Annotated in this window: 16 protein-coding genes; 3 read left to right on the top strand and 13 right to left on the bottom strand. The window is 40.9% G+C overall.

All coding sequences use genetic code 11. The annotated features are described in order from the left end of the window. Positions 1-68: 68 nt before the first annotated feature. The 11 genes from MKY46_RS08890 to MKY46_RS08840 form a co-directional block, all read right to left on the bottom strand. Positions 69-2243 carry a YheC/YheD family protein gene (locus tag MKY46_RS08890; RefSeq protein ID WP_170829810.1) on the bottom strand — a complete coding sequence of 725 codons (2175 nt, stop codon included), beginning with the start codon at positions 2241-2243 and terminating at the stop codon, positions 69-71. 97 nt (positions 2244-2340) lie between these two features. Beyond that, a complete protein-coding gene (locus MKY46_RS08885) occupies positions 2341-2772 on the bottom strand; it encodes a hypothetical protein (RefSeq protein ID WP_036116879.1) in 432 nt (143 codons plus the stop codon). Positions 2773-2922: 150 nt separating this feature from the next. Next, a complete protein-coding gene (locus MKY46_RS08880; protein WP_089932467.1) occupies positions 2923-3582 on the bottom strand; it encodes an HAD family hydrolase in 660 nt (219 codons plus the stop codon). Between the two features lie 19 nt (positions 3583-3601). Then, entirely contained in the window at positions 3602-3820 is a 219-nt protein-coding gene (locus tag MKY46_RS08875) for a hypothetical protein (RefSeq protein ID WP_340833968.1), read from the bottom strand. A 71-nt stretch (positions 3821-3891) separates the two neighbouring features. Continuing rightward, positions 3892-4242 carry a DMT family transporter gene (locus MKY46_RS08870; protein ID WP_036116874.1) on the bottom strand — a complete coding sequence of 117 codons (351 nt, stop codon included), beginning with the start codon at positions 4240-4242 and terminating at the stop codon, positions 3892-3894. A gap of 12 nt (positions 4243-4254) precedes the next feature. After that, the gene (locus MKY46_RS08865) at positions 4255-4578 is read right to left on the bottom strand and encodes a DMT family transporter (protein ID WP_058844942.1); all 324 of its coding nucleotides are present in this window, start codon (positions 4576-4578) and stop codon (positions 4255-4257) included. Between the two features lie 418 nt (positions 4579-4996). Then, entirely contained in the window at positions 4997-5131 is a 135-nt protein-coding gene (locus MKY46_RS08860; RefSeq protein ID WP_340810873.1) for a hypothetical protein, read from the bottom strand. Between the two features lie 77 nt (positions 5132-5208). Next, entirely contained in the window at positions 5209-6726 is a 1518-nt protein-coding gene (gene opuFB, locus MKY46_RS08855; RefSeq protein WP_058844943.1) for an osmoprotectant update ABC transporter permease/substrate-binding subunit OpuFB, read from the bottom strand. After that, entirely contained in the window at positions 6719-7675 is a 957-nt protein-coding gene (locus tag MKY46_RS08850; RefSeq protein ID WP_036116868.1) for an ABC transporter ATP-binding protein, read from the bottom strand. The genes opuFB and MKY46_RS08850 overlap by 8 nt, the downstream gene beginning before the upstream one ends. Positions 7676-7772: 97 nt before the next feature. Further along, on the bottom strand, positions 7773-9569 hold the full coding sequence (locus tag MKY46_RS08845) for a vWA domain-containing protein (RefSeq protein WP_340833967.1): 1797 nt from the start codon (positions 9567-9569) through the stop codon (positions 7773-7775). A 3-nt stretch (positions 9570-9572) separates the two neighbouring features. Next, entirely contained in the window at positions 9573-10631 is a 1059-nt protein-coding gene (locus tag MKY46_RS08840) for an AAA family ATPase (protein ID WP_036116864.1), read from the bottom strand. Between the two features lie 146 nt (positions 10632-10777). Here MKY46_RS08840 and MKY46_RS08835 point away from each other — a divergent pair, with 146 nt between their 5' ends. The 3 genes from MKY46_RS08835 (at position 10778) to MKY46_RS08825 (ending at position 13638) form a co-directional block, all read left to right on the top strand. Next, positions 10778-12157, top strand: a complete 1380-nt coding sequence (locus MKY46_RS08835; RefSeq protein ID WP_340833966.1) for a hypothetical protein — start codon at positions 10778-10780, stop codon at positions 12155-12157. 199 nt (positions 12158-12356) lie between these two features. After that, positions 12357-13082 (top strand): glucosaminidase domain-containing protein, encoded by a 726-nt coding sequence (locus tag MKY46_RS08830; RefSeq protein ID WP_230593731.1) that lies wholly within the window; start codon positions 12357-12359, stop codon positions 13080-13082. 118 nt (positions 13083-13200) lie between these two features. Beyond that, a complete protein-coding gene (locus tag MKY46_RS08825) occupies positions 13201-13638 on the top strand; it encodes a hypothetical protein (protein ID WP_340833965.1) in 438 nt (145 codons plus the stop codon). 50 nt (positions 13639-13688) lie between these two features. Here MKY46_RS08825 and MKY46_RS08820 read toward each other — a convergent pair whose 3' ends face one another. Both MKY46_RS08820 and MKY46_RS08815 read right to left on the bottom strand, forming a co-directional pair. Next, positions 13689-14519 carry an NlpC/P60 family protein gene (locus tag MKY46_RS08820; RefSeq protein ID WP_141903069.1) on the bottom strand — a complete coding sequence of 277 codons (831 nt, stop codon included), beginning with the start codon at positions 14517-14519 and terminating at the stop codon, positions 13689-13691. Next, the gene (locus tag MKY46_RS08815; RefSeq protein ID WP_340833964.1) at positions 14516-15301 is read right to left on the bottom strand and encodes a serine hydrolase; all 786 of its coding nucleotides are present in this window, start codon (positions 15299-15301) and stop codon (positions 14516-14518) included. The genes MKY46_RS08820 and MKY46_RS08815 overlap by 4 nt, the downstream gene beginning before the upstream one ends. Positions 15302-15306: the final 5 nt, after the last annotated feature.

The following is a 15306-nucleotide window of genomic DNA, read 5'->3' as shown; positions in this document are numbered from 1 at the left end:
TGAAGTTGGACGCATTATTGTATCTGCACGGAAGCGAAGCGTCAGCCGCAATTACATCAGAGCATACTTCATTCTTCCTTAAACGTTTCGTCTAAAAATTTCACAGTTTCAAACATATTCGTTTTACTAGCACCTTTTACAAGAATGGTATCATGAGGCTCTACCAATGTTTCTAGTAGGACATGCAATTCGTCTTTATTGATAAAATGATGTACCTTGGATGGGTCCATGCCCTTCGCAATGGCGGCATTGCTCATTTCTTCCGTCCTAAAGCCATAGGTAATGAATTCATCAATGCCTACCTCGTAAATGTACTCCCCAACCTTTTTATATTCTTCCTCCCTCAAGACGCCGAGCTCTCGCATTTGTCCAATAATCGCTACTTTCCGTTCCTTCGCGATATTCGTTAGTACATCAATCGCAGCTCGAACCCCTTGTGGATGAGAGTGAACCGTATCATCAATGACCGTAATATCATCACGCAAGTTATAGATCGTTAAACGTCTTGGTGGTTTTTTAAAGTTGAGCCCCGCCTGAATTTCAAAGGGCGTGAACCCTAAAAGATCTGCCACTGCCACTGCATTGAGCGCATTGTAAACATGATGTTCCCCTAAAATTGGAATATACATTTCGATTTCTTCCCCATGTAGCTTCATTTTAAAGGACATGCCAATATCCTTATACTGCAAATCATAGGCACGATAATCGGCTTCTTTTTTAATACCCACCGTCAAGATTTTCCCTTTAAATTGCTCTGTCTCTAAGTATCTGGAATTGTCATCATCTTGATTGACAATGAGTAAGCCCTGCTGATCCATACCATGAATCAATTCGGATTTCGCCTTGGCAACGCCTCTTACATCCCCATCAAAGTTCCCCACATGCGCTAAGCCAATATTCGTTACAATACTAATATTCGGCTGAATTATACTACAGTGGTTGGTAATAATACCTGGGTAGGCCATACCATACTCTAATACGACAGCCTGATGTGTATCATTGATTTCTTCCTTATGCTTTTTCGTATGCTCAGTCGTATTCCAATAATCCTTCGACTCAAAAACATTCCACTTTTTCGATAAAATCGAGCCGACAAATGCCTTTGTTGTTGTTTTGCCTGCACTTCCCGTAATGGCAATAATCGGCAAGTTTTTCTTGTCAGCCTGTTGCTTACTTTTTTGTTGGACAATTTTCTTTTTTAGAGGTTTTTGATTTTTCGCAAGATACATCGCATAGCGGATGGAATGAATGACCACATCTAGCTCCAAGTAAAAGGCAGGAGGACAGCCTGGTCGCCAATTGACCTCATACATCCAAATTTTTTGCTGCTGATCTAGGCCAACATCAATCCCAATTTCATCAATCACTTCCCCAAACTTCACCATTTGAATTTCATCCAGGTGATGAGCTAGCGCTAAGGAGAAATGCTCCAGCATTCGCCGAATATTATAAGCCTCTTCCTTAAATTCCTGTTCTAAAAATGGATCTAAATAATTCGTATAGCCCCCATTATTAATATTCGGTATGATGGAACCATTTGGTGCAATTCGTGGGTACACTGTCGTCACTACCCATTTGCCTTCTCCATTTTTCTGAACATGCAAACGGAAATCATAAACCTGACCCGACTTTGTGACCGATTGAATATAGGGCTGCATAATAAACGTACCAGACGCAAGCTGCTCCTTTATCAATGCATCTAATTGAGGCTTTGAATAAACCGTATTGGTGCTATCCTTTCGAACCTCGAAATGCTTAGTTCCCGCCTTCGTAATAAAATAAATGCCCTTCCCCTTACGTCCATCAATCGGCTTGAAGACAACCCGTTTATAATAATTAATGAACTTGTGAAATAAATCGACATCCTTTACAATTTCCGATGGAATCAAATACTGTTCAAATTCCTTTGCTTCCTTCAATCGCTTCATGACATTCCATTTATTCCCTATCGAATGGGTCGTAAATGGAATCTCTTCTTTTAAACGATCGATAATATCTTTAGAAACAGATAATTTCTCTGGGCTCCCCGCATTATAGATCACATCAGGAAAGGGCATCGTTTTTTCCTGCCACTCGCCATTCTCATAGATCTTTGCTTGAATGGAGCGTTTGGCAAAGTCAACACTTTTAGGGGTGAAGTAAAAAAACTGTGCCCCTTCTGCTTTCGCAACTGCTGCATAGGCATATGACTTGAGAACTGTAGTTGGATCAAGTCGATGATGCAGCATACCAATAATCGTCATAGTTAAACTTCCTTTCATTAGATTCTCTCTCTATTACATTCACTTTGTATCCCTCACATATAGACAGATGCTCTAGCTTTAGTAGTTTAATATGGCGCTACCATTTAGGCTCAATGATAAATTTCCCCTTCAACATGTCTGGCTTTAAGAGCTGAATCGCCGATATCCCACTAAGTTCAATCGATTTGTGCGTACTTGTTTTTTCTAACCTCACCACGTCAGCAATCGAATTAGTATCATTTCCTTCATAATCAAAAGCGCGCAACAACGACACTGTGCCACGGCAACGCTCTTTATCAATCGCCTCGATACGGAAATACTCCGTTTCAAATTGTTTCACTGTATCCATTAACCTTAAATGAGCGCCACTATGTGTAATTAAAAAAAATGGAATCGTATCACTACCGACTATTTTGACAAGTAGCTGACCGAAATATTTAGAATGAAAATTCATCATAATATCCTGAAGATCCTTCAAATCACTTAAAGCTTCGCATAAAAAGTGATTTCTTTTCTTCTCACTGTTCAAATTGTAGCCCCCTCTCTAGTTTGAATATGTCTGTTGGTCCATGTAAGTTGCCCTCTCGTTATAATATGTAGCGACAAAAAATATGACGACTTTTTCACACAGAAACTAAAAAAACCTCTACCATAGAATGGAGAGGCTTTCTTCATGAGATCATTGAGAGAAACATGTCAGCAGTTCTTGTACATTATTCGGTTCTAATGTATCCATTGTATGATGCCCTGTGCCGAATGGTAATTGCTTCGTAATAGCATTTGGGATAACCACTGTATAAAGGCCCGCCGCCACAGCTGCTTGTGCGCCATTCGGTGAATCCTCAATCGCTATCGCTTCCTTGCCCTTTACACCTAATTGTTTAAGCGCCTGCAAGTATAGCTCTGGATCAGGCTTAACATTTGTCACGGTGTCCGCGGTACAATAGCAATCAAAAAAATCTTGAATGCCAAGCTTATCAACATACTGATCAATCCATTGACGACTCGAGCTACTAGCAAGACCAATTTGTAAACTCGCTTCCTTTGCTTGCTGCAGCAGTGTTAATATACCCGGTCTGAGCGTTTCCTTTTCCATTAATTGTGCATGACTTTGTTGAATAGATGCTCGAAATGCCTCCACATCTAATTTGATGTGATGATGTGTAACAAGATATGTATAAGGATTAAAGGCTTGAAGATTTGTACCAAGGCATTTTGCATACATTTCTAAGGATAACGCAACACCATAATGAGCATAGGCCTCCTTGAAAACGGTATACCACGCCGTTTCTGTATCAATAATCGTACCATCAAAATCAAAAACAATCGCTTTCAACATCCTACTTTCCCCCTTTGAACTAATCCAACGCTATCGTACTTCTATACAGCATGTTATCCTCTGCTTTTACTGTTCTATCCTCTGCTTTTACTGTTCTATCCGTTGCTTTTGTTGTTCTATCCGTTGCTTTTGCATTTCTATCCACCTCTTTCGCTGTTCTATCCATTACTTTTGCATTTCTATCCACCTCTTTTGCTGTTCTATCCATTACTTTTGCATTTCTATCCACCGCTTTCACTGTTCTATCCACCTTTTTTGCAACTCTATCCTTCTTTTCCTGCTATCCAGTACTTTGATAACTCTATCCACCTACTCCTGCAAACTATCCATCACCTTGTCACGTTTATCCCCTTGATTTAACAAAATCACGCCGCCGATTATGAGGGCTATGCCAAGTGCCGAGTAGAGATTAAACATGTCGTGCCAAATAATCATACCTACGAGAACGGTTAAAGCTGTCCCAACACCTGACCAAATAGCGTAGGCTAGGCTTAATGGCAATGTTTTTAGGCATAAGGATAAGCTATAAAATGAAATACCATAGCCAAGTGCCACCGCTAAAGAGGGACCCAGCACGGTGAAGCCTTCAGAAAGCTTGAGCATAGTTGTCGCAAAAACCTCACTTATAATCGATAATGTTAAAAATAAATAGCCCTTCATGCTGTTCGCCTCCTAATGTCCACCTGCAAGATTGAGTACTACGACACCCAAAATAATACATAGTATCCCTATGACCTTCTTGCGATTAAATTGTTCCTTATAAAGGACAACCCCGACAATAGCCGTTAACGCTGTCCCTAAACCTGCCCATATGGCATAGGCTGTGCCGATAGGGATAACCTGTAATGTCAAGGCTAAACAATAAAATGCCGCTGCGTAGCCAACCACCACACCAACAGATGGCCAAATGCGCGTGAAACCTTCTGTGCGCTTTAGCATGGAGCTTGCAAAAACCTCTGCTACAATGGCGATCAATAAAAAACTAAAAACCATCATTCTTGAAAATCCTTTCTAGTTCACTTCTATCTGTCATCTTCTTCCTCAACATACTCCAATAGATTGCGCTTTACGAATCGCCTTACCTTACCCGTTTTTTAAATTAGAGAGATTGACCATCACCTAGCTGCATTTTACGATCCGCTAGCATACGATCTAAGCGAATCATTATGGTCATGTTCTCACTTCCTAAGCTGTTGCATCATCAGATAGGGGAAATAGGTATGGAATGCATTAGCTATCAAGCTCAACACGATCACACAGTATCTAATTCTTGCTATTTTTTTACTATTAGCTAACGAAAATAGGATACCTTTTGTAAATTAGACAACAATCAATAAGACAATAGCTATGTATATTGTAGCAGTAAATAAAAGGGTCATGACATCTTTTTTGCATAATGCATATCCTTGCCTACCTAATCGGACAACAGCATTTCCAACCCTTTAAAATGAATAGAAGCCGCCATACTCCCCTTGGCTACTAATTGTTCTGATACCTTCATTGTTCCTACCAAAAGAATCGCAAGCATCGTCAAGCCAAAAATCAGCATCCCCTTTCCTTCCTTTTTTATCCCTATCAATAATTATCGTTAAAAATAAAACCCTCTAATGCTAGAGGGCCTGGCTTTTATTTTAATAATCCTGTCTCTACTAAAAATGCTTTTGCTACGTCTGCTGCGAGCTTTCCTTCCACATTTACTTGATAATTCATTTCTCGCATTTCATCGTCTGTAATGTGGTTTGCTAGTTGATTTAATGCCTTTTCAATCTCTGGATAGTTTGTTAGCGTTTCTTTTCTTAGTAATGGTGCTCCTTGATAGGGTGGAAACAATGCTTGATCGTCCTCCAATACATGTAGCTTGTATTGACGAATTTCACTATCCGTTGAATAGGCATCCAGTAAATTGATATCGCCCGATTGTATCGCCTGATAGCGAAGCTTTGGCTCCATCGTTGCAAGTGTTGGAAACACAATCCCATAACGTTTTTGAATGCCAACATAGCCATCTTCACGGTCATTAAATTCTAATGTAAAGCCTGCCTTCACCTTCTGCTCTATCGCTTGCAGATCAGAAATTTTTTGCAATTGATACGTCTCCGCCAAATCCTGTGATACGGCCAATGCATACGTATTGTTATAGTTCATGGGGCTTAGCATGACCATATCAAATTGCGCCAGCATGCCATCTTTTGCCTGATGGTAGACATCGGCTTGGTTATGATTGATCGCTTCCTCTTTTAAAAATTCCGTAATAGCTGTGCCCGTAAATTCAGGGTAAATATCAATACTCCCCGATTTTAACGCATTGAATACAAACGAGGTTTTACCAAGCCCTGGCTTTAGTTGCACAGTTAAGTCCGTTTCCTGTTCAATCAATAATTTATACATATTGATGAGTATCTCAGGTTCAGAGCCTAGCTTTCCTGCTATCACGATTTCATCTTGTGGTTTATTACTAAATAGCGGGAAGAAAATAATGATGAATGCCGTCAAACTAACGAGACTCAATGTAGTCAATGTTTTTTTAAAGGACAGGGATTCTAATTTTTTGAGCAACACATCAAAAATCAATGCTAACATGGCTGCCGGTATAGCTCCTATTAAAATGAGGGCTGTATTATTACGGTCAATTCCAAGTAAAATGATGTCTCCTAATCCCCCAGCTCCAATTAAAGCAGCTAATGTGGCGGTCCCCACAATTAACACCATCGCTGTTCGAATACCTGCCATCATGACAGGCATGGCCAGTGGTAATTCTACTTTCAATAAACGCTTCGGTCTATTCATCCCCATGGCTAATGCCGCTTCCTTTAATGATGGATCGACTTCATTAATGCCCGTATAGGTGTTTCGCAAAATAGGCAATAGCGCATAGACGACTAACGCAATAATGGCGGGAACTTTCCCAATACCAAATAGAGGTATTAATAAGCCCAGTAAAGCTAAAGAAGGAATCGTTTGCAAAACGGCACTGATGCCAATGATACTTTCAGCTATTTTCTTTTTATTGGTTAAATAGATACCTAGAGGAATGGCAATGAGAACAGCAAAAAATAAAGCGATGAAGGATAGTTGGATATGTTCTAGCAATGCCGCTAGCAGTTGTGCCTTCCGTTCTTGAAACATCTCCATCACATTAGTCATGCGCAAGACCTCTTTCCTTTGAATCCTTTGCTAAATAGTGCAGCATAGAGGCTCTTGTCACCATACCGATGAGCTTGCCATCCTCCTCGACACCTAATAAGTCATGCTGGGCTAGCTTGTCAAAAATTGTCGCAAGTGAAGCATCCACAAGTATCGTATCCTGGAACTCGCTTGTTGTCATGATTGGTTGCATGATGGCATGGATAGTAAACGCATGCTCTACCTGATGCTTGCTACCAATAAACTGTTGTACAAAGTCATTGGCAGGGTTTTGTATCAATTCTTGTGGCGTACCTATTTGGACAATTTCGCCATCTTTCATAATACAGAGGCGATCCCCTAACTTCAGTGCCTCCTGCATATCATGTGAGACAAATACAATGGTTTTCCTTATCGTACGTTGCATCTCCAGTAAATCATCCTGGAGTTTTGTACGACTGATGGGGTCTAAGGCACTGAACGGCTCATCCATTAAGATAATCGATGGGTCAGCCGCTAAGGCACGAATAACGCCCACTCTTTGTTGTTCGCCACCTGATAACTCCTGTGGCTTACGCTGGCGATATTTTTCTGGTTCAAGCCCAACCATCTCCAGCAGTTCCTCCACACGCTTTTGAATTTTTGTTTTATGCCAATGTTTCAATTCTGGCACAATCGCAATATTTTCTTCAATCGTCATATGTGGAAACAGGGCGATCTGCTGTAATACATAACCGATACTCCAACGTAACTCATGGATATTATAGTCACTGATTCTTTTACCATTGATCCAAATCGTTCCTTCTGTTAATGGAATTAATCGATTAATCATCTTCAATAAAGTAGTTTTGCCACATCCACTAGGGCCGATAATGACAAAAAATTCACCCTTTTTAATTTCGACATTTAGAGCTTTGACAGCTGTATGGTCGTTATCATATTTTTTTGAGACATTGTCAAATGTAATCATCTGTCATCTCCTTTTAAATTTGCGAATGAAATGAGAATAAGTTCACTTCTATATTTCACCAACAACAGTTCTTTCAAACATGTGCAGGTAGGTTTGGCTATTTCATTCTAAATACTTCGCCTTTTGGCACAAACGGTAGCTTGGCCCCTTGTGGCAATACGAAGGCGTGCTCTCTTTTTATGGTTAAACGATCACATTGACCATCCGTAATAATAAGGATAGGACCATCCTTTGGAAAATCCTGCGCTTCTTCTAGTAAACGGACACCAGGCTGTAGCACGGTGCCTCCTCTGCCTCTTACTTTCACTTTAGACAATAGCTCTTCAGGTGCTAGATAGCCTGCATCATAGGCAACGGCATCACAAAATATCACTCGTACAAGGGGAACATCTCTGGCAATACTATAGCTCGCGATTGTGCCGAGTGCTTTTCCTAGTAAGAGACGATCCATAGAGCCTGAGGTATCAATAAGGACTGCGAAAGTACGCCCATCTTCCTCTCCGCTTTGATGAACCCATCTTGGTCTAGCTATATCAGGTGTCGATGCTTGCCTTCTACTTGGACGGGCATATGTTCTCACTTTCTCTATCGGTTGAAACATCCGATCAAACCATTTGGCTAAGGCCACATCCCAAGCAATAGGTGGCTGTGCTAGACTACGAATTTCCTCAATGAGTCCTTGTGGTAAGTATCCTCTCTCCTGTGCCATATGATAGCTTAATCCTTGACTCAATGCTCTTCTATAAAAAGCATCCAAATCCACACCTGCCTTACCTTCCCAAAAGTCTGGTGGATTCGTTTCAATCATATCTACTGTGCCTTGCCCTCGAAAGGTTCTTAATTTGCGATACATCCTGATATCCGTAACAATGCGATCATAAATAGATTCTGCCGAGAGCCCTTTTAAGGCTGGATCATATAGCCCGCCAAATGCTGGCATCTCGCCAATTTTCATATCGATGAGCCAGCCATTGATGACATAATCACAAGCAACATTCCATAGATAGGGATCACGTCCTTGTCTGCGCGTAGCATGGCTTAATCCCGCATGCAGCAGTTCGTGTGCCATTAAAAAGCGCATTTCCTCATCGGTCATGCCTACAGCCGTATTCAAATAAATCTCCTTCGTTTCCACTGCGATGGCGGCAACCGAGATATCCATTCTTGTACAAACAAGTGGGTCTTCAATTATGGTAAAATCCGCAGCTAAAGCACCGAATAAGGGATATGAGCTCATAAACCAAGCCTTTGCGCGTTGTGCTTGTGTTACCCTCGTTGTTTCTCCAAATGTGTTTTCTACCCCACCTGCTACACGAATGGCGCTTTGCACTGCTTTCGATAAACCTTCTGCAAATAACGCAGCGTAATTGCTAGCGCCTCTATAAAGAACATTTGTTTTATTTTGTGAAATAATAAAGTCCACTTGCCCTGGCATTGTACTATAGCCTTTCAAATCGTCTGGCACACCTTCGCGTAAAAATCTGTCATACAATTTTTCCTCCGAGCTAAAGGCTTCAAAAAGCGGATTACTCATGTCTTTAGGTGCTTGACCAAATTTTAGCTCTGCTAGAAACTTTGTAATATAGCAGTCACAGGCGATATTCCACAGTTCCTGCTGCTCTTTTGGTTGATGATGATGTAAGCCAAGGTGTAGCAAACAATGCGCTATGACATAGGCCCATTCGTTGGGCTGTCCTTTTTTATCTTGATTAACACAGATGACACCCGCGCTTGTGACGTAAGCCCAATCCTTTTGTGACATACTTTCATATTGCATGTACACAGCATGACATAACGCCTCGAACAAGGGATGTGTACTGACAATCTCATGCCCACGCGCAATCGCTTTCTCATTTTTCTGCTCCTGCTGTGATGCTTTCTTTTTTTTGGCCATATGTTAACCGTCCTTTTTAGCTACTAAACGTGGTAAATCCCGAATAACCTCCAGCATAAACCAAGCGGGTAAAGCTTCACCCTTTTGCTCTGACACAACCATCTGTGCAATTTCTAAGCTAATGGACGCTAAGTCCTTGATCAAATCTTTGGCACGAAAGGCTAATTGTCGTTGATTCCCCTTCAATGTCGTATGCTCGTTTGGAAGCTCCTTCAGTAACTGCGCACGGAAGGATTGCGCCATGAAATAAAGCAAATCTCTTTCTTCCGGTCGATCTGGCCAACGCAATTCACCATTGATAATTTTGGCTAGATCATATTTACTTTGCACTTGTTTGATAAAGGCTTTAAATTGACTGGCAATATGTGCAGATAGGCAGCTGCTTGCTAATAGATCGATTGTTTGCTCTGGCAAGCTATTGCCGTATGCATACAAGCAATCACTTAGCATATGCCATGAACGTGGTGTAGAGAATGGTTCCTCTGTTTTCGGCGGTTCGCTCCATAAATGGTCGGGACGCATTTGAATATACTCAATCACATAGGGATGTATTTCATGTGCATAGGCCCATTCAAGCCAATCTTTGTGCGATGCCCTTAGCTGAACATGGACCATACGATTGATTAATGCTGAGGACATCGGTTTAACAATCGCATTATCCTGAGCACGATTGCCTGCGCCAATGACAATCGTGCCCTCTGGCAACGTAAACTCTCCAATTCTGCGTTCATGAATGAGACTATAAAAAGCTTTTTGTACTTCCTGTGAGCAAGCATTTAATTCATCTAAAAAAAGGCAATAAGGCTCATTGCGCGCAATCATTTTGGGTGGACAAAAAACACTGTAGCCATCCTTAATTTGCGGAACGCCAATGATATCCTCGGGTGCTAGCTGACTGCCCAATAACGAAACACAGGGCAAGCCTAATTCGCTAGCAAAATTTTCAACAATCGCTGATTTCCCTATGCCAGGTGCTCCCCAAATAAAGACAGGTCGTATCGTCGCTACATTCAGTAGAAAATCGTATAGTTGTTTTTGTGTAACACTAAAAATCGTATTCAATCAAAACTTCCTTTCAACTAATCATTTTAAAGGTTCATAATACCATTTTCTATTAAATTGTGCTTGTCTCTACCAATCTATGAAATTGACTGCCAATTACTCGCTGTGAGAAGATAAAAAAAATAGCAATAGAGAGGTCGTGACGTATGCACAATGTCTATCAATTCATGGCGATTTCCCAACTAGCTGAAAGATTTCCAGCAGACTCTTGGTGGGCAAAGTTTTACAAGGATTTTAGTGAGGATGATCTAGTAGCGTACTATGAGGGCGATTTGACACTTCCCTCTCTTAATTTGGATTGGGGTATGCCTTTTCCACAGCAAGATAAAACCATTCTTATTTTCATCAATGGCCATTTAACCGTTGACATCCTATACAATTTAGAAACAGATGGTGCAATTGGGCTGATGGTGATGGGCAATTTAATGGCTAAAAATATAGCGGTCGGTGGTCAGGAAATCTATGTACATGGAAATCTGACGGTCGAGAATATTTTATGTGGCTCATACAATCATGGAGAAGCTATTGTTAACGGCAATCTTCAAGCAGCAACATTAGTTCAGGATGACGAGTATCGCATCAATGTAAATGGCCAGAGGTCGCTTCAGTGTATCGTAAATATTTGGCACGGAGACGGTATTTTTCAAGAACTCCCCATTCGTATTCAGGACATATTAATCGATGAAGTATTTTTAGACGAGGATGAAGATGAAGATGAGGTCGGCTTTTCATTCGCTTCACTGGTGCAAATTTTTAAAGAAGGACGTTCCGCACTCACTCATTTTACAAGCGTTCCTCAAAGGACGATAGCATCTTCTGTTTATTTCACGCACCATTCGATTAATGCGGAAAACATACTGAAACTGACTACATGTATTTTGATGACACCAGACAAGCCTTCTTTTGATTTGACGGAACAGGATGTTTATTTCATGATCCAGCGCGCACATACCAATGCTGATGGAGACAAACGCAATGATAGTGTTTATATGAAGACTTCTCAGTATCACTATTTTATTTGGCTTAATGAGGATCAATCCGTCTCCCTCTTGAGAAAAACACTAGAGGAAGAAGCTGAATGGTGGGATATTACAGAATCATCGCAGGCGCATTTAGTGGATATTCACGATCACTGGCTCATGCTTTTAACGTGCATCAATGTAGCAGAGCTTTACTTGCATACTATCGAGATACAATATGTACGACAAATTTTCCAGCAGTCAGCAATCCAAGAATTAGAAGAAGACCATGATGGTTTCTGGGATGGTTCCAAATGCTATAGTTTCCGTCAAGCCTATCTGGATGAGGATGGTGATAGGATACATGCTCGCATTGAAATTCAGACGCCTGACGAAGCGTATTATTTTTATACACTTGAAAATCAATCCTATGTTTCCCGTTATTATCAGCCTCCTCATTATTATGGTCTTCAAGAGCTATCTTATTTGAACACTAGGCAATGGGAAGCCTCCGAGCAATATTTTGAGAGATTCAAACAATTTATGTCCCAAAATTTTAAAGTATAAGTGAGCAATAACGAGGAACTAATTAGCACTGGTAGCGTTCTATTAATGATGAAATCTATTTATTTAGACTGCTCTTTATTTCTTTTAAACTCTCTGTAATAATGAGAGATAGCTAAACTTTTAATAGAAGGGAGGGAGATGTGGTCACGACCAACATCCAGCTACAATGAAATACGTGCTAAACTTTTTTAAAGGACTTATGATTACCATTGTTGTTATTTGTATTTCGTTTTATATGGTAACACAGTTATTGAATACGACTGACAGAGAAGAGCCTGTCGTCATTGATAATGGCCCAAGTGTGGAGGAGTTTATTGGTGAAATCGCCGAAACTGCTCGGGACCTTGGTGCTGATAATGACCTATACGCATCCGTCATGATTGCCCAAGCGATTCTAGAAAGTGAGCATGGTCAAAGTGGACTAGGTTCTGCACCCAATTATAATTTATTTGGCATGAAAGGCAGCTACCAAAATGATTCCGTAACACTCGAAACATCAGAGGATGATGGTTCAGGTAATCTTTCCACAATCATGGCTGCCTTCCGCAAATACCCTTCCTATGAGGCATCCATGCAAGATTATGTAAAGTTAATGCGTAATGGCGTTTCATGGAACAAGGATTTTTACGCGGGCGTTTTCAAAAGCAACACAAAGGTCTATACAGATGCGACGGCGTTTTTAACAGGCTCCTATGCTACTGATTCATCATACAGTGAAAAATTAAATGCACTAATTGCAAAATATGATCTACAACAATATGACACCCCTGTGAAAGATAAGAAAACGATTACGGTGGCTGATGGGGATTCACTTATGAAGATTGCAGAGGTCTATAATGTAAAGGTGACATCAATTAAACAATGGAATCAACTGCGATCAGATCGCCTTGAAGCAGGCCAACAACTTAATATTTATCATTATTAATCCAAAACCCTCCGTACTCAGCCAACAAACAAGCGTATGGAGGGTTTCTTATAGTGGACGAAACCCTTTCTTTTGTCAAAACGTCTTTATGTAAAAATACGGAAAGGGTAGACATATCATGACGCGCATACAACTGCTCAGTGTTATCACCGTCAACTTAATCCTTTTGCCAGTCATTCAGCTAAGCTATAACCTATTTTTCATCACGACCATAGCTGAAAGTATGTTTCAACTGTTGCTGTTTCCGCTACTTATCCTTTTGCTAAATTTAGCGCTTTGGTGTTGTCGACTCAAAATAGCATCCTCTATCCATTGGATCTTTATCTATGTCGGTCAAGGAACAGCTTTAGCCTGTTATTTTGTGTTGCATTATTGGCAATTAGAGCCCTATCCAGACATGCCCCCAGGTGAAGCAGCCTTTGATTTATGTATGATTACTTTTTTTATCGGTGTGTGGCAGCTAGTAGCGTTACTGCTTGTGAATGTTAGTACATTAGTTATCACCAAAATTGGGATGTCCTTAAAAAAACTGGATCGACTTAAATCTCATTGTTGATTGGACAGACATGCCATCGATTTTTCTCTTATAAAAACTCAAAGAGAAGCCTAAATATTTGGCTTCTCCTGAAAAAAAGTACCTACTGCTACTATCGTCGTAGCTAAATCCTGTCTAAAGAGCGGATGTTTTTCATCTAGACTATTAATGGTCACTTCATTGCCTCCTAGTGATGAGTGGATATAAAGCTGATCGCCCATATATAAAGCAATATGACCAGGGAAATAGATTAAATCACCCTTTTGCATTTGGTCTTGGTCTATTTTGACAATCGGAAAGCCCTCTACTATTTTGGCATCTCGAAAAATATAAACGCCATTGAACAGATAGGCCATTGAACATAAGCCAGAGCAATCAATCCCTAAAGGCGATTTACCACCCCATCGATAGGGTGCTGTTAAATAGCTAAGTGCCGTTTCCACAACGTTTTCTCGAAACTGTGCCTCCGATAATGCCTGAACTGAAATTTTCGGCTGCAGCCATTTTGTCCGAACATACCCTGTTTGTCCCGATACGAGTTGAATGGCCGACCATTCTTCTGGTACATCCTTTAAAGACATGACTTTGACGAACGAGCCCTTTACAAGCGTGAGTCGTTTGGTACTTTGGATACGTGGTTGCTGCAAAACATCTGCAAAGCTTTGACGAATGACATGCTGTGCTTCCCGTTGCCACGTAGAGGCAATTGCTGCATCTAACAGTAAATCTGTCTTCAGACAATAGCCTTCATAGCGATAGGCTGTTTGGACATATACCCAAGCTTCATTCACCTCTTTGACAATATCTACTGTCATCCCATAAAGTACCTCATCGACTAATTCAGAAGCTGCATCTGGCTTGGCCTGTAAATTGGCAACCATTGCTGTCACGATAGCCTTCAACTGTGTCCCTCCTTTCCCTCCACCAACTGCGCATAAACAACCTTTGATAGACGACCGATTAGTTGGCGAGCCTGCTCATTATCCATCACGTTTGTCATAAAAACACCGATACTATAATCGATTGTGCTACTATAAACAATCCCGACATCATGATCCACCGTATCAAGCCCGCCTGTTTTATGTGCCAGCTTCACATCCTCCACAAGATAACGCTTTAAGGAGTCGTGCACACGCTGACGGCTTAAGATATCAATGACCAGTTGACTGTAAGGGGCTGTTAGTAGCTCTTGCCGATAGATACGCGTAAAAAGATGCGCCATATCCCGTGCTGACGTGCGATTGTCTATGCCCAGAGCTAGCCGTTCTACATCCATCATTTTTCGCTGTAACACCGTGTCCTGTAACCCAATATGCCGAAAATAGTCATTCAAAAAGCTCATCCCTACTTCATCAATTAAGACATTCGTAGCTGTATTATCACTCGTAATAATCATCCATACAAGAAGGTCATATAAAGTGCTTTGGGTAAGCCGTTGCTCACTTATCACGCTAAAACCCACCCAATCGTCTGGTGAAATCGGCAGCGTAGTATCAAGTGATAATTTGTTATGCTCTATATATGAGAGCAAGGCTATTAGAATTGGAACTTTTATGACACTGGCACTAGAAAATGCAGTCTCTAGCTGATGACTCGTAAGCAATTGATTGGTTGTGAGATTATGAACAAATAGATGTACGTTGTAAGGGGATTCCTGAACCATTTTTTCAATAATCTGCTCCATATAAT

This window comes from Lysinibacillus sp. FSL M8-0355, assembly GCF_038008985.1.
In the GTDB taxonomy this organism is placed as follows: Bacteria; Bacillota; Bacilli; order Bacillales_A; family Planococcaceae; genus Lysinibacillus; species Lysinibacillus fusiformis_D.
The sequence above is the reverse complement of the archived record's forward strand: the minus strand, read 5'-3'. Positions and strand labels throughout refer to the sequence as shown.